The sequence below is a fragment of the Undibacterium sp. RTI2.2 genome (genome assembly GCF_035018705.1).
GTDB lineage: Bacteria > Pseudomonadota > Gammaproteobacteria > Burkholderiales > Burkholderiaceae_D > Undibacterium.
In genome coordinates, this window is record NZ_JASJXN010000018.1 from 59,632 (window position 1) to 79,199 (window position 19,568).

The window sequence follows — 19,568 nt, forward strand, 5'->3', positions numbered from 1 at the left end:
GGGGAGTATATTGATTTCGTATTATTTTAGATTAAGGCAGCTTGCCTCCAAGTTGTACTTGTCCCCCTCCAGAACCCTACTAAAAGTAAGCTAAAGTCACTATGGCGAAAATTTTTTGTGTCGCAAACCAAAAAGGTGGGGTGGGCAAAACCACGACCACAGTCAATCTGGCTGCCGGATTGGCTAAGCTTAATCAGCGCGTGTTGCTGGTTGATCTGGATCCGCAAGGCAACGCTACCATGGGCGCGGGCATCAATAAAGCCAAACTGACGTCGTCGATTTACCAGGTGTTGCTGGGAATGTCCGATGCGGCTTCCGCTATTTTGCGATCCGAGTCGGGCAACTTTGATGTCTTGCCGGCGAACCGGGAGCTAGCGGGTGCGGAAGTAGAAATGGTGGAACTGGAAAACCGGGATAAGCGTCTGCGAGATGCATTGGCCGTAGTAGGCGCTAACTACGATTTTATCCTGATCGATTGCCCTCCGGCTTTATCCATGCTGACCTTAAATGGATTGTGCGCCGCTCACGGTGTCGTGATTCCTATGCAGTGTGAATACTATGCATTGGAAGGCTTGTCCGATCTGGCCAATACCATCAAAAAAGTATCGATCAACCTCAACCCGGATCTGAAAATTGTAGGTCTATTGCGGGTGATGTTTGACCCGCGTATGACACTGTCGCAGCAAGTCTCTGATCAATTGGAACAGCACTTTGGCGATAAAGTATTTAAGACCATCATCCCCCGCAATGTGCGTTTGGCGGAAGCGCCATCGTATGGTATCCCGGGCGTGGTGTTTGACCCAAGCTCTAAAGGCGCACAGGCCTATATTGCTTTCGGTGCGGAGATGGTGGAGAGAATCAAATTGTTAGAAGCAAAGTTAGACACTAAGTCGGAAGCAATATAATGGCAACCAAAAAACAAAAAGGCTTGGGGCGCGGTTTAGAAGCCCTGTTCGACGGCGCAGGCGATTTTACAGAAGCGGTTCCCACGGTAGCGGGCGCACCGAGCAGCTTGCCGGTCAGCCAGATGCAGGCAGGCAAGTATCAGCCGCGTACTCGCATGGATGAGGGCGCACTGACCGAACTGGCTAACTCGATTAAAGCGCAAGGCTTGATGCAACCGATACTGGTACGCCCGATTGGTCAGAATAATGGCATCACGCGTTATGAAATCATTGCCGGTGAACGCCGTTTCCGCGCTTCGCAAATGGCAGGTTTGGAAGAAGTGCCCGTGCTGGTCAAAGATGTAGACGATCAAGCCGCCGCAGCGATGGCTTTGATTGAGAATATCCAGCGCGAAGATCTCAATCCTTTAGAAGAAGCACAAGGTATTCACCGTCTGATCACGGATTTCAGTTTTACCCATGAGCAAGCGGCCGGTGCGGTAGGTCGATCGCGCAGCGCGGTGTCTAATTTATTGCGCCTGCTTAATTTGGCGAAGCCGGTACAAACCATGTTGATGGCAGGCGATATCGACATGGGTCATGCCCGTGCCTTGCTGGCAACGGACGCAGCGACGCAAATCCAGCTGGCGAATCAGGTCGTAGCAAAACGTATGTCGGTGCGCGAGGCCGAGAAACTGGTTACCCGTACCACGGCTGAAATGAGTTCGCCAGCGAAGACTCGGGATAAGGCAGAAAAATCGCGCGACATTACTCGTTTAGAAGAAGAGCTTTCAGACCTGCTGGCAACCCAGGTCACTTTAAAAATGGGTAGCAAAGGGCGGGGACAACTGATGATCGATTTTGCAGATCTAGATAGCTTGGACGGTGTTATTTTAAAAATACGCGGTCAATAAAACTGGTTTACCGATATGACAATTTTATTGCTGCCCGGTTTATACAATTCAGGTGCGACGCACTGGCAAAGTTTGTGGGAACAGCAACTAGCCAAGCAGTATGACATTCACCGGGTTCAGCAAGATAGTTGGGATCAGCCTGATCGCGAATCTTGGGTAACGACTCTTTCGCAAGCAGTCAATCGCGCTGATGGCACCGTTATCTTAGTAGCGCATAGTCTGGGTTGCGCTTTAGTTGCATGGTGGGTCGCATCCGGTATGCCGGGAGTGCAAGATACCCGTAAGGTAAGGGCGGCATTATTAGTGGCGCCGCCAGAGGTAGAGCGGGTCGATTTTCCGGCACCGAGTTTTGCACCAATGCCGCAAACAGCGATGAGATTTAAAACAAAAGTGATTGTTTCTGACGACGATCCTTGGTGTGAGATGCAAATCGCGCAGAAGTGGGCGCAGAGTTGGGGTGCGGAATTTCACCATATCGGTGCAAAGGGTCATATTAACGGAGATTCTGGTCTAGGCGACTGGAAACAAGGCCAGCATTGGCTTGCCGAGCTGGTGGCGAGTGCAGAAAATTGATGTGTGTCTCATTTTGATGCGCAGCATCAAACGTTTGACGATGGTGCGCACTACCACGTATAATTCCGTGGTTTTGGTTGGCAGGCGTTTGCGCTGACTTAAATCGTTTGGCAGTGAATAAATTTTATTAGATGCTGCCGGCAAATTACGAGGAATTGGCATGGCGCGTATTGTCTTGCTGCAATTTGTAGCGACGTTGGTAGTCGCACTGGTCGCGGCACTTATCGCTGGCACAGCCTCAGGAATATCCGCATTATTAGGCGGTTTGTGTTGCGCGGTTCCCAATGCTTTGTTTGCCGCACGGTTATATGCCAGTGCCAAAAAGCCCGGGGGAGCCAATCCGATGACATTCTTCATCGGTGAATTTGTCAAAATTGCGTCAACAGTCGCTCTCATGGCAGCGACTGTTTACTTGTACCACGATGTGAACTGGCTGGCGTTCGTCGCTGCCTTCGTCTTGGTACTGAAAAGTTATTTCATCTTACTATTTAGACACTAATTATGAGCGCAACAGAGAACGCCCCAACCGCGTCAGAATATATTTCCCATCACCTGGGACATTTATCTAACTCACATATTCCTCAAGAGTCTTTGTGGGATATGTCGTATATCAATATAGATACAGTAGTCTGGTCTGTTATTTGCGGCTTGATCGGTAGCTTGATCATGTACATGGCTGCACGTAAAGCGACATCCGGCGTTCCCGGTCGTTTCCAATGCGCAGTTGAGATGTTGTTCGAAATGGTAGATAACAATGCGAAAAGCATTGTCCATGGCAACACAGCATTTATCGCACCTATGGCATTGTCGGTATTTGTCTGGGTAGTGCTGATGAATTCCCTCGATTTTTTACCAGTAGACTTATTCTCTCAATGGTTGTTCCCTGCTTTTGGTATCAGTCCGGAAACGCATCATCGCGTAGTACCGACAGCTGACTTGAACGGCACTCTCGGTATTTCGATTGGCGTGTTTGCGTTAATGATGTACTACAGTTTCAAGATTAAAGGTGTAGGCGGTTTTATCAAAGAATTGTTCAGCGCACCATTTGGCCCTATGTTGTTCCCGTTCAATCTGGCATTGAACATCGTTGAATATGCAGCGAAAACTTTTTCCCTCGGTATGCGGTTATTCGGCAATATGTTCGCAGGTGAATTGCTGTTCTTGTTGATTGCCGCTTTGTTAGGCGCTTCTGATTCCATCCTTGGTGGTGTCGGTCATCTGGTACTTGGCACTGCATGGTCAGTTTTCCATATTTTGATTGTGCCTTTGCAAGCATTTATTTTCATGATGTTGACGCTGGTATATATGGGTCAAGCTCACGAAGCGCATTAATTAACGTTTTTTCAGGTTTTTGAAGTTTGGTTTTTAGTATTTGCTTTTGGTATTTTTATTTTTCAACTATTAAGGAGTTTTCTCATGACTAACGTCGCTTTCGTTGCATTGGCTTGTGGTTTGATTATCGGTTTGGGCGCTTTGGGTGCATGTATCGGTATCGCTATGATGGGTGGTAAATATCTGGAAGCGTCTGCTCGTCAACCAGAGTTGATGGAAAAGCTGCAAGGTAAAATGTTGTTGTTGGCTGGTTTGATCGATGCTGCGTTCATTATCGGTGTTGGTATTGCTATGTTCTTCGCAACTGCAAATCCGTTCAAAGGCTAATTAGCTTTCCTTTTCCTACCGTGGACTTAGTCTGCGGAACGATCGATTTGATAAGGAAACTAACATGAATCTTAATCTATCAATGTGGTACCAAGCTGGGGTGTTTTTCATCCTCGCATTGGTGACTGCAAAATTCATCTGGCCACCAGTTATTGGTGCGATAGATGAACGTATGAAAAAAATCGCAGACGGATTAGCTGCAGCTGATCGCGGCCGTGCAGAAATGCAAGCTGCTGAAAAGCGTGTAGAAGCACAATTAGCTGGTGCTCGTGATGAAGGTCAAAAGCGTATCATCGAAGCAGAAAAGCGCGCTCAGTTGATCGTTGAAGAAGCTAAAAATACAGCAACTGCTGAAGCTGCACGCATTATTGCTGCTGCCAAAGCGGACGCCGATAATGAAGTTACAAAAGCACGTGAAGAATTGCGCGACCAGGTTGCTACATTAGCAGTCAAAGGTGCAGAACAGATTCTGAAGCGTGAGATCAACGCATCGGCACATGCTGATTTGTTGAGTCAACTGAAAATCGAGCTGTAATCATGGCTGAACTCGCAACGATCGCTCGTCCTTACGCAGAAGCATTGTTCCGTGTTGCGCAATCTGGCAACCTGTCCGCATGGTTGGACTTGGTTGCTGAGATGGCGCAAGCCGCAGCACATCCTGATGTAGTCGCTCTTGCTCACAATCCTAAAGTCTCTGCTGTTCAAACAGCCGAGGCTTTCTTGTCCGTGTTGAAGTCTCCAGTGAACGAAGAAGCGAAAAACTTCGTCAATACGCTCACTGAATATGACCGCTTAACTTTGTTACCTGAAATCGCAGCACAATTTCACGCGTTGAAAAATGCGCAAGAAGGTGCCGCAGATGCGCAAATTACTAGCGCCTTTGAACTGACGGCAGAACAAGTAAGCGATTTAGCGACAACACTGGAAAAGAAATTCGGCCGCAAGCTGCACCCAACTGTGACAGTAGATAATTCCCTGATCGGTGGTGTGCGTATCGTGGTCGGTGATCAAGTGCTGGATACGTCGGTCCGTGCCAAGCTGCAACAAATGCAAGTTGCCTTAACTGCGTAGTGTGAGCACGCAAGTACTGAAACAATTTTAGGAGTTAGTATGCAACTCAACCCATCAGAAATCAGCGAGTTGATCAAGAGCCGGATTCAAGGCCTTGGTACCAGCGCTGAAGTTCGTAATCAAGGTACGGTTATCTCCGTTACCGACGGTATCTGCCGCATTCACGGTCTGTCAGACGCGATGCAAGGTGAGATGCTGGAATTCCCAGGCAATACTTTTGGTCTGGCATTGAACTTGGAACGTGATTCCGTTGGTGCCGTTATTCTCGGTGACTACGAGCATATTTCCGAAGGCGATACAGTCAAATGTACTGGCCGTATTCTGGAAGTGCCTATCGGCCCAGAATTGCGCGGTCGTGTTGTTAACGCCTTGGGTCAGCCTATTGACGGCAAAGGCCCGATCAACGCAAAACTGACAGCACCAATCGAAAAGATTGCTCCTGGCGTTATTGCCCGTCAATCGGTTTCCGAGCCTATGCAAACGGGTATCAAATCAATTGATGCGATGGTACCGGTTGGTCGTGGTCAGCGTGAATTGATCATTGGTGATCGTCAAACTGGTAAGACAGCGGTAGCGATTGATGCCGTGATCAACCAAAAGGGTCAAAACGTCACATGTATCTATGTTGCGATTGGTCAAAAAGCATCTTCCGTTAAAAACGTAGTGCGTTCTTTAGAAGCCCACGGCGCGATGGAATACACCATTGTTGTTGCGGCGACAGCGGCTGAATCTGCAGCAATGCAATTCGTCTCCGCTTACTCCGGTTGCGCGATGGGTGAATATTTCCGCGATCGTGGTCAAGATGCATTGATCATTTATGATGATTTGTCCAAGCAAGCTGTGGCTTATCGTCAAGTTTCCCTGTTGCTGCGCCGCCCACCAGGTCGTGAAGCTTATCCAGGTGACGTGTTCTACCTCCACTCCCGTTTGTTGGAACGTGCAGCACGCGTTAATCCAGATTACGTTGAGAAATTCACCAACGGTGAAGTTAAAGGCAAAACTGGTTCATTGACTGCGTTGCCTATTATTGAAACCCAAGCTGGTGACGTTTCTGCTTTCGTTCCAACCAACGTAATTTCGATTACTGATGGTCAGATCTTCTTGGAAACATCTTTGTTCAACGCTGGTATTCGCCCTGCGATTAACGCTGGTATTTCTGTATCACGCGTTGGTGGCGCTGCTCAGACTAAGGTCATCAAAAACCTGTCTGGCGGTATCCGTACCGATTTGGCGCAGTATCGTGAATTGGCCGCGTTTGCACAGTTCGCTTCTGATCTGGACGAGTCCACGCGTAAGCAGTTGGATCGTGGTGCACGCGTAACTGAATTGCTCAAGCAAGCTCAATATGCTCCCTTATCGATTTCTCTGATGGCCGCTTCCCTGTTCGCAGTGAATAAAGGCTTCCTGGATAACGTCGAAGTTAAGAAAGTATTAGCCTTTGAAGCAGGTCTGCATAGCTACTTAAAAACTAGCCAAGCAGCATTGCTCGCCAAGATTGAAGAAACCAAGCAACTCGACAAAGATGGCGAAGCCGTTTTAGCCGCAGCTGTTGCTGATTTCAAAAAATCTGGCGCGTACTGATCTTAACTGGCGCAGAAGGAGTAAGAACAGATGGCCTCAGGTAAAGAGATACGTGGCAAGATCAAAAGTGTAGAAAATACGAAAAAGATCACTAAGGCGATGGAAATGGTCGCCGCATCCAAAATGCGTAAGGCGCAAGACCGGATGCGTGCAGCTCGCCCTTATAGTGAAAAAATTCGTAATATCACTTCGAACTTGTCACAAGCGAATCCTGAGTACACGCATCCTTTCATGGTTCAACAAGATCAATCCAAAAAAGTCGGATTGATCGTTGTGACCACAGACAAGGGTTTATGCGGTGGCCTGAATACGAACGTGTTGCGTTTGGTCACCAACAAACTGCGTGAACTCGAAGCTAAGGGTTCAAAAATTGAAGCGGTCGCAATTGGTAATAAAGGTCTTGGCTTCCTGAACCGTATCGGTGCAAAAGTCGTGGCGCACGCAGTGCAACTCGGCGATACACCGCATCTGGATAAACTGATTGGCCCAGTAAAATTATTGCTGGATGCTTATCAGGACGGTAAGTTAGATGCAGTCTACCTGTCTTACACCAAGTTTATTAACACCATGAAGCAAGAGCCTGTCCTAGAGCAATTATTGCCCCTGACGGCTGACAAACTGGCAGCAGATAAAAATACCCACACTTGGGACTATATCTATGAGCCAGACGCAAACACGGTGATTGATGAGTTGCTGGTACGTTATGTTGAGGCACTGATTTTTCAAGCAGTGGCAGAGAACATGGCGTCTGAACAATCGGCTCGTATGGTAGCGATGAAATCAGCCAGTGATAACGCAGGTAGTGTGATTGGTGAACTGAAACTGGTGTACAACAAAACCCGTCAAGCTGCGATTACCAAAGAGCTTTCCGAGATCGTCGCCGGCGCGGCAGCGGTCTAAACTGATTATTATTTATTGAAGGAACGAACATGGCTAATGGCAAAATCGTTCAGTGTATCGGCGCTGTTGTGGACGTTGAATTTCCACGTGACGCGATGCCTAAGATTTACGATGCCTTGAAAATGGAAGGCTCCGAACTGACTCTGGAAGTTCAGCAGCAATTGGGTGACGGCATTGTCCGTACGATTGCTCTGGGTACTTCTGACGGTCTGCGTCGCGGCATGATTATTTCAAACACTGGCAAACCTATCATGGTACCAACTGGCAAAGCAACGCTGGGTCGTATTATGGACGTATTGGGTAATCCAATTGATGAGTGTGGTCCGGTTAGTCGTGAAACTACCGCATCGATTCACCGTAAAGCACCTGCTTACGATGAACTGTCCCCATCGCAAGAATTGCTGGAAACCGGCATCAAGGTGATTGACCTGGTTTGCCCGTTCGCAAAAGGCGGTAAAGTTGGTTTGTTCGGTGGTGCCGGAGTAGGTAAGACCGTCAACATGATGGAACTGATCAATAACATCGCTAAAGCACACAGCGGCTTGTCCGTATTTGCCGGTGTTGGTGAGCGTACTCGTGAAGGTAATGACTTCTATCACGAAATGGCTGACGCAAAAGTAGTTGATCTGGAAAATCCAGAAAATTCTAAAGTTGCGATGGTGTACGGTCAGATGAATGAACCACCGGGCAACCGTCTGCGCGTTGCTTTGACAGGTTTGACGATCGCTGAAGGTTTCCGTGACGAAGGCAAAGACGTATTGTTCTTCGTCGATAACATCTATCGTTATACTTTGGCCGGTACTGAAGTTTCCGCATTGCTGGGTCGTATGCCTTCTGCTGTGGGTTACCAACCGACTTTGGCTGAAGAAATGGGCCGTCTGCAAGAGCGTATTACATCGACTAAAACTGGTTCGATCACATCGATCCAAGCGGTTTATGTTCCTGCCGATGATTTGACTGATCCATCTCCGGCTACGACGTTTGCTCACTTGGATTCCACTGTTGTTTTGTCCCGTGACATCGCTTCTCTGGGTATTTACCCAGCGGTTGATCCACTGGATTCAACATCACGTCAGTTGGATCCGCAAGTGGTTGGTGTAGAGCATTACGAAACAGCCCGTGCTGTTCAAGGTACTTTGCAACGCTACAAAGAATTGCGCGACATTATCGCGATTCTGGGTATGGACGAGTTGGCACCAGAAGACAAATTGTTGGTAGCGCGTGCACGTAAAATGCAACGTTTCCTGTCTCAGCCTTTCCACGTTGCTGAGGTATTTACTGGTTCCCCAGGTAAATACGTTTCACTGAAAGATACGATCAAGGGCTTCAAAATGATCGCTTCCGGTGAGCTCGATCACCTGCCAGAACAAGCGTTCTACATGGTAGGTACTATCGACGAAGCAATCGAAAAAGCGAAGAAAATGGCTGCTGCTTAATTGCGTATTATTTGCTCATTAATTGCTGATTAATTACTCAGTAATTATTAAGTAACTAACAAGTAGGCTTGGGTGTAGTACAAAGTAATATTGCGCTACACCCCTCGTTTTTTGATCGAATGAAAAGGTCCGATATGGCACACACTATTCACGTTGACGTGGTTTCCGCAGAAGAGTTGATCTTCTCTGGCGAAGCCGAGTTCGTCGCGTTGCCGGGTGAGGCTGGTGAATTGGGTATCTATCCAAAACATACGCCATTGATCACTCGCATCAAGCCAGGCGCGGTACGCATCAAGCTGGTAGGCCAGGCAGAAGACGAATTTGTTTTCGTTGCTGGTGGTCTGTTAGAAGTGCAACCGAATGCCGTTACTGTTTTGGCCGACACCGCGATTCGCGGTAGCGATCTGGACGAGGCAAAAGCGAACGAAGCAAAAAAACTGGCTGAAGAAGCTTTGGTCAATAAAGAATCTAAAATTGACTATGCGCAAGCACAAGCAGAACTGGCAGTAGCAATAGCGCAGTTGGCAGCAATTGCAAAATTGCGCCAAAAGCGTTAATGCAGACAAGCTGACACTGGTAAGTCGGCAAAGCAGTAAATTGAAAGGCAGCTCAGGCTGCCTTTTTGTTTTTTTAGTTTTGTATCTGCCGTGCGTTAATGCATTAATTTTTTGTGTCGCTCAGCACATATTGTCGACATAGATTGATAAGTCGAAATTAATACTCCTGGTAGGTATATTTGGAGTGTCCAGAGATTAATTGGACTATGGCTCAATTAAGACAAAATAAATGGGGAGTATATTAAATCAACAATGATGTCGTCTTGAGAGAAGAGAAAAAAACATGTTAGTCTTGCCAGCGCTAATCTTTGATTTTACCTTACTCCCAGCTTCACATAATTGCTGATAAAAGTGGACGACAAAAGCAGGCGACAAAAAAGGGTTGATATGACTACCAATAAAGAGTTACGCCAGATTTTATTGCACGCAAAAACGATTGCAGTAGTCGGTTTATCGCCCAATCCCGCTCGTCCCAGTCACGAGGTTGCGGCCTATTTGCAGGCGCAAGGCTACACCATCATCCCTGTCAACCCTAACGAGGTCGGAAAATTAATTCTTGGTGAAACCTGTTATGCCAGTTTGGCGGACGCAGCTGCCCACGCAACGAACAGGATCGATATCGTCGATTGTTTTCGTCAATCCGACGCGATGCCCGCGCTGGTTGATGATGCTATTTCGGTTGGTGCTCGCTGTATCTGGATGCAGTTAGGGGTTAGTCATCCATCCGCGGCGATGACCGCACGCTCTGCCGGCATTAGCGTGGTGATGGATCGTTGCATCAAAATAGACCACGCCATGCTTTGCTAATCTCATCCAGCAAAGGACAAAATTTGTTTAAAATAGAGCAACAAAATTACCGTCAGGAATCTCCATGAGCATCAGCGCACTATTCCGTAAAAAGCCCAAATTCGTCTTAAAAGATGAGGATGCGTCGCAAAAAATGATTGCGTCCAGCGAAGAAGACAAGAGCAATGCTAAAGCCGCAGATCGTTTGCTCACCTTGAGCTTGGCGGAAGAGATCTCTGCTTTCCAGACAGTTTTATACGCGCAGAAAAAGTATAAATTTTTGATCATCCTTCAAGGCATGGACACCTCAGGCAAGGACGGAACCGTGCGCGGTGTGTTTGGACAGATTGATCCACTTGGCGCCCGATCCATCGGTTTTAAAGCGCCGACCAGTGTGGAGCTTGCTCATGATTACCTCTGGCGCGTGCATCAGCATGTGCCAGCCAGTGGCGAGATAGTAATTTTTAACCGCAGCCATTATGAGGACGTACTGATCACTCGCGTACATGACATGATCGATGACAAAGAGTGCGAGCGGCGTTACGCACACATCAGGGATTTTGAACGTATGCTGACAGAAACCGGCACCGTAATTCTCAAATTCTTTTTACACATTTCTGCCAAAGAACAAAAGCAACGGCTGGAAGACCGCATCGCCGACCCGGACAAACATTGGAAATTCGATCCCCAAGACTTGGCGGAACGCAAATTCTGGGATGCTTACCAGCGCCAATACGAAAAAACCATCGAAGCCACCGATGCCGACCATGCGCCTTGGTACATCATTCCTGCCGACTCTAAAACCCAGCGCAACCTCGCAATTGCCCATATCGTGCAAGAGAAGCTCGCCAGTTTAAAACTCGCTTACCCGCCCGGCAATCCTGAGTACAGCAAACTCAAAGTAGTTTAAACCTGGATGTTTCCTTATCTGGCTGAATTACTCGCGCTGCCACTATATCCATTGTTATCATGGCAAGGCAAACGCACCCGTGCCACTACGCCACGCTTGCCAGAGGCCAGTGGAGCGCGTTTTGGCATTAGTCACTACCAGCCGGAGCTTGTTTATGGCGACAATAACGCTGATCGTAATGTTGACGGAGATATTGGCTTCCGGTTGCTCAGCATAGGAGAATCGCCCGTTGCTGGTGTTGGTGTAGTTAACCAGGAGCTAGCTATCACAGCGCAATTAGCAAAGGCGTTGGCCTCACGTTTGAAAACCGGTGTGAGTTGGCAAGCGATTGGTAAAAACGGCGCAGATATAGCGAGTGCGATTCAGCATTTGCTGCCGCAACTATTTAATTTGGCAGACAAATCAACGCAGATTGATCTAGTGTTTGTCGCATTTGGGGTCAACGACACGACGGCGTTCAGATCTGATCAGCGCTATCGAGCTGAGTTGTGTCAGCTATTAACCGCGATACAGCAGCAACTCGCACCAAAACAAATTCTGCTATCGGGCGTGCCGCCGATGCACGCATTTCCCGCTTTGCCGCAACCCTTAAGATTCGTTCTGGGCAGCAAAGCAAAAGCACTCGATCTGGTCGCCAAAAAGTTAGTTTCCCAATTAGGTGATGGATGTGGCAACGTCAGTCACGTCCCTATGGCGCTGGATATCAGCGATGCGTCATTAATGGCAGAAGATGGTTATCATCCTTCAGCCAAAGGCACGAAGGCGTGGGCAGAACAGTTAGTGGCGGCGCGTTATGGTCAGCAACTCCAATATGACTAAATCTATCTAAAGTGGCGATAAATTAGTATTCTTTGCGGTACTTATGCACATTTTAAATAAGCTAGTATCTTAATAAAAAACCATGTGTAAAGAAGTGCAAAGACAATTAATCTTTTAAAATCATAAAGTTACAAGACAATATTCAATGCTTACTTTATTACTGGTATTGTCATCGCCATAAAATAGAAACTATCCACAAAGTTATCCACAGTTTCTAAACAGTAATTTCTATCAACTTTCTCTCAGAATTTCACCAGATTGCAGCAGATCAGATGCCTTGATCAGGCGCATCGGCGATAATGTCGGATTAGCGCTGCGTTTAACATCCCAAAGAACAGCAGCGTACGCCACTTCAGTATTCGTTTTATCGAAAGCAATTTATGTCGAACAGTTTTGCCCCGCTCAAAAATGACACCTTCTTAAAAGCCCTGATGTGTCAGGAGACGGATTACACACCGCTATGGTTAATGCGCCAGGCAGGTCGTTATTTGCCGGAATACCGCGCAACCCGCAAAGGTGCCGGATCGTTTATGAGCCTGGCAAAAAATCCCGACTTTGCGACGGAAGTGACGATTCAGCCATTAGACAGGTTTGAATTAGATGCGGCGATTTTATTCTCCGACATTTTGACTGTGCCCGACGCCATGGGTCTGGGCTTATATTTTGAAGAGGGAGAAGGTCCTAAATTTGAACGTCCGCTCAAAGATGAAAAAGACGTGCTGGCGTTAAAAGTACCAGAAGCTGGCAGTCTGCAATATGTCTTTGATGCCGTTACGCAAATCCGTCACACCTTAAACGGTCGCGTGCCCTTGATTGGTTTCTCGGGTAGCCCGTGGACACTAGCTTGTTATATGGTCGAAGGGCAAGGTTCGCGTGAGTTTCATACGGTTAAAACCATGATGTATAAGCGCCCGGATTTGATGGATCATATTCTGCGCACCAATGCCATGGCAGTTGCGACTTACCTCAACGCGCAAATCGACGCCGGTGCGCAGGCAGTCATGATTTTTGATAGCTGGGGTGGGGCATTGGCTGACGGTGCTTATCAACGATTCTCCCTTCGCTACATGCAAGATGTAGTTAATCAATTGCAACGCGAAAAAGATGGTCAGCGTATTCCCGTCATCGTCTTCACCAAAGGCGGTGGCCTATGGTTAGAGCAAATTGCCGATATCGGTGCTGATGCAATGGGTCTGGACTGGACCGTCAATCTTGGTCAGGCACGCGCCAAAGTTGGGCATAAAGTCGCCTTGCAAGGCAATCTTGATCCGGCAGTCTTGTTTGCCGACCATGATCAGATTCGCCAGCAAGTCACTGCGACCTTGCAATCCTATGGAACACCGGGCGCCGGTCATGGACATGTGTTCAATTTAGGTCACGGTATTTCCCAATTCACCCCGCCCGATGCGGTAAGTGTGTTGGTCGAATCAGTGCATGAAGTAAGTCGCCAGCAGCGTCAAAACAAGGCTTAAGGTCTTCGCAAATAAGGTATCAGAACAATAAACCTTGGTACGACTTGTAAAGACGTCATGTTGCTGTGCAACAGGCAATATTCATGCGCTTGTTAGCTTGATATGGCTGGGAGAACTAATGAAATAGCCGCAACAAAAAGCGCATAAAGATGCACACTTTTTGTTAGTTATGCACAAATATGAGGAGCGTAAAAATAAGTCGAATATTTATTTTGAAGACTTTCTGCATATTTGCAAGTCATTGATTTTAAAAGACTTATTTTTTGCTTTCAGAATGGGCAGTTTGTTGAAACCCGCATAAAACCTAGCGCAACGCCATGTCAATACACCTTTGTCCACAAAGTTATCCACAGAAACTGTGGATATGTAAAAAAGACCTTATGAAACCGTTAGTTAGCGTACTTCCTCATAGGTTACATTAAGTTCATGGAACACTGCATCCTCCAAATCGTGCTTGACACGCCGCTTGATACAAGCTTCGACTACCGGTGGAATCTGCGCAAAATTGAGGCGGGCGGAGCTACATCTGAGACCGAACCACAAATTTCATCCGTGCCCCAAATCGGGCAATTAGCCTTAGTTCCGTTTGGGCGGCAAGAGGTGATGGGGCTGATTGTCGGTATCAGCGACACTACCGAGGTGCCCGCCAACAAACTCAAAGATGTACTTGAAGTGCGCACCCAACTCGCGCCTTTGCCACAAGCCTGGCTGGACTTATGTCGTTTTGCCGCTGACTACTACCAGCGACCACTGGGCGAAGTCGCTTTGCCTGCACTACCAAAAAACTTGCGCACCAGTAAAGTGACATCGCTGGAACGCAATCTCAAGAAAGTCGCCAAAGATGCAGCGCCACAAGACACCAACCCCAATCCAGAACCCACCTTAAATGCCGAACAGCAACTAGCGGTCGACGCTATTGCCAGCGCCCAACAGTTTTCCCCGCACTTGCTCTACGGTGTAACGGGTAGCGGTAAGACGGAAGTCTATTTGCAAGCCACCGCCAAGGTTTTGGCTCAAAGCACAGACGCGCAAGTCTTGATTTTGGTGCCAGAAATTAACCTCACACCACAATTAGAGAACCACCTACGTCAGCGTTTTTCGGGTATCCAGATCGCCACTTTGCACAGCGGCATGGCCGAAGGCGAACGCGTGCGCCACTGGTTGTCGGCGCATTTAGGGCAAGCCCGTATTATTCTTGGGACGCGCTTAGCGATACTCGCGTCCTTGCCCAACTTAAAAATGATCGTCATCGATGAAGAGCACGATCCTTCTTACAAGCAACAAGAAGGCTTGCGCTATTCGGCTCGCGACCTAGCCGTCTGGCGCGCCCGTCAGCTCGATATCCCGGTCGTGCTCGGCTCCGCCACACCGTCCTTGGAAAGTTGGTACCACGCCAATACCCAACGGTATCGCAAGCTGAGCTTGCGTGAAAGAGCCGTTAAAGACGCCGTTTTACCCGTCGTCAAAGTCATCAACACCGAGCATGAAAAACCGAGCGAAGGTTTGACCCAAAGATTGGTCACCTCTATCCGCTTACGTTTAGAGAAAGGTGAGCAGTCACTACTATTCTTAAACCGGCGTGGGTATTCCCCCGTCATCGCCTGCGACGCCTGCGGCTGGATCAGCAACTGCACCCGCTGCACCGCGCATCTGGTCATGCATAAACTCGATCACAAATTGCGTTGCCATCATTGCGGTTTAGAGCAACGCATCCCAAGATCATGCCCGACCTGCGGCAATGTTGACTTGCAACCTCTGGGTCGCGGCACCCAAAGAATCGAAGAAAGCCTTGCCCATATTTTCCCAGAAGCAAGAGTGTTCCGGATTGACGCCGATTCCACCCGACGCAAAGGCAGTGCCGAAGCCGCTTTTGATACCGTCCACCGTGGCGAAGTTGACATCCTGATCGGTACCCAAATGGTCGCCAAAGGTCACGACTTTAAAAACCTCAGTCTGGTTGCTGCGCTTAATCCCGATTCTGCCCTATTCTCGCAAGACTACCGTGCGAGCGAACGCCTGTTTGCTCAACTGATGCAAGTCGCCGGTCGCGCCGGCCGCGCCGCCCGCAAAGAAGGCGGCAACCTCAGCGAAGTCCTGATCCAGACACGCTACCCCGACCACCCGCTATATCACGCACTGATGGCGCACGACTACGACAGCTTCGCCAACGACTTGCTGCAAGAACGCGAACAGGCAGGCATGCCACCGTTTATCTACCAAGCCTTGTTACGTGCCGAAGCCAAAGAGCTACAAATCGCCCTCGACTTTCTGCACCAGGCCGCCGCCCTCGCCACCGACCCTGGCATCACCCTCAACGACCCCATTCCGATGACTATGACCCGCGTCGCCAACGTCGATCGCGCGCAACTATTAGTCGAATCCACCTTCCGACCCGCTTTGCAATACTTCCTAAAAAACTGGATCAACGACCTGCGCGCACTGAAGTCACGGGTGAAGTGGTCGGTTGAGATTGATCCTGTCGATATTTGACTGAATTTAAGCCTAATCAAATACGATGCTGTGCCGTGACCACGCTGACCCATGCAGGTTTGTGACGTCTACGGTAACTTGTAATCGAAGGTATAAAAATGCTGCCCGTTATTGATTTGTATCTCCATCTGCCCAGTGATTCCTGCCAATTCATCGGTGCCGGAATCTGGAACGATTTGGACCACTAAATCTGCCTGGCCGCGATTCATTGTTCCTGTATGCATCAGGACAAAACTACCTTTCTTGCCTTGCAGACTACCTGTCACGCGCTCAATCGCGACATAACCCGCCGAACCCTTGGTTTCCGTAACTGCAGTCAGCATTTCACCTAAGCTAGAGGCATTTAAGTCGCCGTTAAATTGCTTGATGATCGTTTGGCGAGCAAGTTTTGCGACTTCGATTGCTGTTGCTGGTACTTGCGGGTTCAATTTGATGTCAAAGCCCCCTCTAGCGTGGTGCATATTTGGCGCCTTTAAAATGACAGATGCGGACTCTGTTGCTGGCGGGTTGGTAACACAGGCACTCAGGCAAGTTAATAAGTAAATGCTGATACCCACGTGATGTAATAAGTTTGTTTTCATCGTAATCTCCTTGGTAATAAAAATGTCTCCATTGACCAATCCAGATTAAATAGGACTCCAGATCGACATGATAGGAAAAACGCGACAACGTGTTATTAGAAAGAAGGCGTTATGAGCAATACCGATCCTTTGGCGCAAACGCAGATACAAAACCAAGAGTCGCCCAAACCACGTGGTGTTTTGCGCCGGACGCTCAATCAGGGAGAATTTCAGCATCACCGGCAACTGCCTTCTGCCGAATTGGCTGATGTTATTGAGCACTACTGGCATGTCAGCTGGGATCTGCGTGGCTTGCCCGCACAAGAGCAAGCCACTTTGCCCCATCCGAATGTGCATCTGGTGATAGAGCAGGGACAAGCGCGCATTTACGGTGTGCACAGCCACCGCTTCATCAGGCAACTGGCCGAACAGGATCAGGTCTTTGGTATCAAATTTAAGGCCGGAGGCTTTTACCCTTTTTATAGACAAGCCTTAGCAAGCTTACATAACCGATCAATTGACCTTACTACTTGTTTTGGTCAGTCCAGTGCGGATTTTGCCGGACAAATATCTGTCGCCGATAATTTTCTCGCCAAATGCGCAATAGCAGAAAACTTCTTACTAGCCCATTTACCGCCATCCGATCCGCAAGTCCTCCAAGTCAGTCAGCTAGTTGCGAGCATAGAACAAAACCACAGCATCACAACGGTCGACGATCTGCTTCGCATAAACGATCTGGACAAGCGCAGTTTGCAGCGCTTGTTTCAAAAATATGTCGGTGTCGGTCCGAAGTGGGTTATTCAGCGCTACCGCTTACACGAAGCTATAGCCCAGATTCAGGAAGGAAAAACACTTAACTGGATAGCGTTAGCGCTAGAACTTGGCTATTTTGATCAAGCCCATTTCGGACGTGATTTTCGGGCCTTAGTGGGCATGACGCCTGCGGAATATGAGAAGAGCTTGGTCTAGGCGAACGGATGGTATGTTTTATGCACACCACTTTAAATATACTCCAGGCGTGTATATTTAAAGTGTCCATATATTATATGGACAATAAGGCATATTTATACTGATCAATAGGGGAGTATATTTAATAAGGCCGGTATTCTCAGGTGTGTAGAGCCCTTTAAGGTTTTGAAGATTGTAAGAGTATGGAAACAAATGGTATTTTCTTAACTGCCAAGTTAGCATATAAAATTGGTAAATTAAATCACCTCAAGTTTCAACAGCGCGCCGGCTTAGCCACGCGTGCCTGTTACCTCAAACCTTAAACTGCGGGAATAATCAATGAAACTGTCCATAACTCAAGAGCAGCAACAAGAGATGCGCCACGCCCACTATGATGGCGCCCCGGGCGTTCTGGTATCTGGTCTCGTTTGGATTGCTGCCACATTGGTATGCTATCAGCTCGGTATAGACAAGGCTGTATGGACTCTGCTCATAGGCGGTGTATTTATTTATCCAATTAGCCTCGTTGTGACAAAGGCGATAGGACGCCCCGCGAAAACAAGCAAAGACAACGCATTGAACCAACTTGGGATGGCATCGACAATTTGGCTAATCCTTTGCTGCGCGATGGCCTACGGTCTTTTCCTTTTAAAGCCCGCGTTATTTTTCCCCGCAATGATGGCAACGGTAGGAAGCCGCTACCTGATCTTTGCAAGCATCTACGGCAGATCAATTTTTTGGGTGATAGGCGTAAGCCTGATTGTCGCTGCAAATCTCGTCCTCTTCGCAGCGGTAACGCCTGTCCTTGCCGCTGGACTTGGTGGATTGGTCGAGGTTTTATTTGCATTTTTAGTGTTTTCAAAAGCGTCCAAGTCAAATATCAAATAATAAAATCAAGCAATAAAATCAGGCGACATCCTATGTTGTTCTTCGCTCCGGATATCGCTTATATTCAGCTTAAGTGCAAAAGATGCCGTAGCCGGTTAATACCATCCGGCATCATCTTCAGTACTTACAAGGTAGCAGGGCTTTTGAAGACCGGATAGTTTGACCACGCGATCTCTTTAGTGAATACTAGAATTTTAGTGAGAACTTCTATGAAAAATATTTGGCAATTATTCAGTCCATTGGGTAAGACCGTAGTTTGTGTAGTCTTGTTGAATTGTGTGTGATTCTACTTTTGACGATGTTGACTAAGTCGGTCTTTGCATCAGCGGCTTGTTCCGTGGCGTTTTTGGGGTCGGTGTCTTTCTGGATTGGACCAGCAATGCTTCGTCATTATCGTAAAGAAGCTCACATTTAGCAGACACAGATTTTATTCGTGCGGCGCACGGACACGTGTTTGTTTTGGGTTTAATAAGCACCGTCTGCAGGAAATCTTTGCATTTATAACTAGCTCCCCCTCCATAAACCAATAAATCAATGAGTATAAAATCGTGCGATTAGCCTGTACTAATTCCACTTACTTGGGTTTGCTACTTTTGTTAAGCGTATTCCCATTTGCAGCGTCAGCCTCGGGCGGTACTGGCAAATACACATTGCCGTGGGCGCGTCTAGGCGAGCTTCTGGAATATCATTCTTGTGGCTGTGCCGATGCTTGTTGGGTTGCCGAGGTGAGGGCAGTTACAAGTCGTGCGTTGTTAGCCAAGCTGCGATGCGATTGCGAGAATCTGCATTTTTCCATCGGTGCGCACGGCAAGGAGCAAGCGGATATTCGTAGCTGTTCTGCGCTAGACAACAAGCCTGAATTTATCCGCGAGACCTTGGAAAAACTAGTGAAAAAATAGTAGCGGAGTATGTTTGCATGAATACAGACCGACCAGCTTATCTTGCTAGTCTGCATGCGTGACGTGCAACATAACTTTATTCATTAATCCAATTCACCGATATATACTCCCTATAGGTATATTTTAATTGCCTAGAGAAAATATGGACAATAAGCATATTTTAATTAAAAAACTAGGGAGTATATGGATTTGTGCCGCATAGACTTAGCGCAATATAGCTC

Annotated in this window: 21 protein-coding genes; 20 read left to right on the forward strand and 1 reads right to left on the reverse strand. The window is 47.8% G+C overall.

The features are described from left to right. Nucleotides 1–101: 101 nt before the first annotated feature. From QN395_RS11670 to QN395_RS11750, 17 genes are all read left to right on the forward strand, one after another. Entirely contained in the window at nucleotides 102–905 is an 804-nt protein-coding gene (locus tag QN395_RS11670) for a ParA family protein (RefSeq protein ID WP_323492058.1), read from the forward strand. Beyond that, nucleotides 905–1,798, forward strand: coding sequence for a ParB/RepB/Spo0J family partition protein (locus QN395_RS11675; protein WP_322120628.1), 894 nt, complete (start codon nucleotides 905–907; stop codon nucleotides 1,796–1,798). Before QN395_RS11670 ends, QN395_RS11675 begins: the two co-directional genes overlap by 1 nt. A gap of 15 nt (nucleotides 1,799–1,813) precedes the next feature. Continuing rightward, complete coding sequence (locus QN395_RS11680; RefSeq protein WP_323492057.1) at nucleotides 1,814–2,371, forward strand: alpha/beta hydrolase; 558 nt, start codon at nucleotides 1,814–1,816, stop codon at nucleotides 2,369–2,371. Between the two features lie 160 nt (nucleotides 2,372–2,531). Further along, nucleotides 2,532–2,870 carry an ATP synthase subunit I gene (locus QN395_RS11685; RefSeq protein ID WP_323492056.1) on the forward strand — a complete coding sequence of 113 codons (339 nt, stop codon included), beginning with the start codon at nucleotides 2,532–2,534 and terminating at the stop codon, nucleotides 2,868–2,870. Between the two features lie 2 nt (nucleotides 2,871–2,872). Continuing rightward, nucleotides 2,873–3,703, forward strand: coding sequence for a F0F1 ATP synthase subunit A (gene atpB / locus QN395_RS11690; RefSeq protein ID WP_322120625.1), 831 nt, complete (start codon nucleotides 2,873–2,875; stop codon nucleotides 3,701–3,703). Between the two features lie 84 nt (nucleotides 3,704–3,787). After that, entirely contained in the window at nucleotides 3,788–4,030 is a 243-nt protein-coding gene (gene atpE, locus QN395_RS11695) for a F0F1 ATP synthase subunit C (RefSeq protein ID WP_110254369.1), read from the forward strand. 64 nt (nucleotides 4,031–4,094) lie between these two features. Next, the gene (locus QN395_RS11700) at nucleotides 4,095–4,565 is read left to right on the forward strand and encodes a F0F1 ATP synthase subunit B (protein ID WP_323492055.1); all 471 of its coding nucleotides are present in this window, start codon (nucleotides 4,095–4,097) and stop codon (nucleotides 4,563–4,565) included. Between the two features lie 2 nt (nucleotides 4,566–4,567). Further along, nucleotides 4,568–5,101, forward strand: coding sequence for a F0F1 ATP synthase subunit delta (locus QN395_RS11705; protein WP_323492054.1), 534 nt, complete (start codon nucleotides 4,568–4,570; stop codon nucleotides 5,099–5,101). 39 nt (nucleotides 5,102–5,140) lie between these two features. Then, nucleotides 5,141–6,682, forward strand: a complete 1,542-nt coding sequence (atpA, locus tag QN395_RS11710; RefSeq protein ID WP_322120622.1) for a F0F1 ATP synthase subunit alpha — start codon at nucleotides 5,141–5,143, stop codon at nucleotides 6,680–6,682. 30 nt (nucleotides 6,683–6,712) lie between these two features. Beyond that, entirely contained in the window at nucleotides 6,713–7,582 is an 870-nt protein-coding gene (gene atpG, locus QN395_RS11715) for a F0F1 ATP synthase subunit gamma (RefSeq protein ID WP_322120621.1), read from the forward strand. 29 nt (nucleotides 7,583–7,611) lie between these two features. Further along, nucleotides 7,612–9,018: a F0F1 ATP synthase subunit beta gene (atpD, locus tag QN395_RS11720; RefSeq protein ID WP_322120620.1), complete on the forward strand. Its 1,407-nt coding sequence runs from the start codon at nucleotides 7,612–7,614 to the stop codon at nucleotides 9,016–9,018. 134 nt (nucleotides 9,019–9,152) lie between these two features. After that, the gene (locus tag QN395_RS11725) at nucleotides 9,153–9,575 is read left to right on the forward strand and encodes a F0F1 ATP synthase subunit epsilon (RefSeq protein ID WP_322120619.1); all 423 of its coding nucleotides are present in this window, start codon (nucleotides 9,153–9,155) and stop codon (nucleotides 9,573–9,575) included. A gap of 387 nt (nucleotides 9,576–9,962) precedes the next feature. Beyond that, entirely contained in the window at nucleotides 9,963–10,382 is a 420-nt protein-coding gene (locus QN395_RS11730) for a CoA-binding protein (protein ID WP_322120618.1), read from the forward strand. A 64-nt stretch (nucleotides 10,383–10,446) separates the two neighbouring features. Further along, the gene (locus QN395_RS11735) at nucleotides 10,447–11,271 is read left to right on the forward strand and encodes a PPK2 family polyphosphate kinase (RefSeq protein WP_322120617.1); all 825 of its coding nucleotides are present in this window, start codon (nucleotides 10,447–10,449) and stop codon (nucleotides 11,269–11,271) included. Nucleotides 11,272–11,277: 6 nt separating this feature from the next. Beyond that, nucleotides 11,278–12,090, forward strand: a complete 813-nt coding sequence (locus tag QN395_RS11740) for an SGNH/GDSL hydrolase family protein (RefSeq protein ID WP_323492053.1) — start codon at nucleotides 11,278–11,280, stop codon at nucleotides 12,088–12,090. A gap of 380 nt (nucleotides 12,091–12,470) precedes the next feature. After that, complete coding sequence (hemE, locus tag QN395_RS11745; RefSeq protein ID WP_322120615.1) at nucleotides 12,471–13,562, forward strand: uroporphyrinogen decarboxylase; 1,092 nt, start codon at nucleotides 12,471–12,473, stop codon at nucleotides 13,560–13,562. A 426-nt stretch (nucleotides 13,563–13,988) separates the two neighbouring features. Further along, nucleotides 13,989–16,052, forward strand: coding sequence for a primosomal protein N' (locus QN395_RS11750; protein WP_322120614.1), 2,064 nt, complete (start codon nucleotides 13,989–13,991; stop codon nucleotides 16,050–16,052). 68 nt (nucleotides 16,053–16,120) lie between these two features. Here QN395_RS11750 and QN395_RS11755 read toward each other — a convergent pair whose 3' ends face one another. Continuing rightward, nucleotides 16,121–16,633 (reverse strand): DUF3224 domain-containing protein, encoded by a 513-nt coding sequence (locus QN395_RS11755; RefSeq protein WP_322120613.1) that lies wholly within the window; start codon nucleotides 16,631–16,633, stop codon nucleotides 16,121–16,123. 111 nt (nucleotides 16,634–16,744) lie between these two features. Here QN395_RS11755 and QN395_RS11760 point away from each other — a divergent pair, with 111 nt between their 5' ends. The 3 genes from QN395_RS11760 to QN395_RS11770 all read left to right on the forward strand — a co-directional run bounded on the left by QN395_RS11760 (nucleotide 16,745) and on the right by QN395_RS11770 (nucleotide 19,347). Next, entirely contained in the window at nucleotides 16,745–17,581 is an 837-nt protein-coding gene (locus QN395_RS11760; protein WP_322120612.1) for a helix-turn-helix domain-containing protein, read from the forward strand. A 318-nt stretch (nucleotides 17,582–17,899) separates the two neighbouring features. Then, complete coding sequence (locus QN395_RS11765; RefSeq protein WP_322120611.1) at nucleotides 17,900–18,448, forward strand: DUF7010 family protein; 549 nt, start codon at nucleotides 17,900–17,902, stop codon at nucleotides 18,446–18,448. Between the two features lie 548 nt (nucleotides 18,449–18,996). Then, nucleotides 18,997–19,347 carry a hypothetical protein gene (locus QN395_RS11770; RefSeq protein WP_322120610.1) on the forward strand — a complete coding sequence of 117 codons (351 nt, stop codon included), beginning with the start codon at nucleotides 18,997–18,999 and terminating at the stop codon, nucleotides 19,345–19,347. The last annotated feature ends 221 nt before the right edge of the window (nucleotides 19,348–19,568 follow it).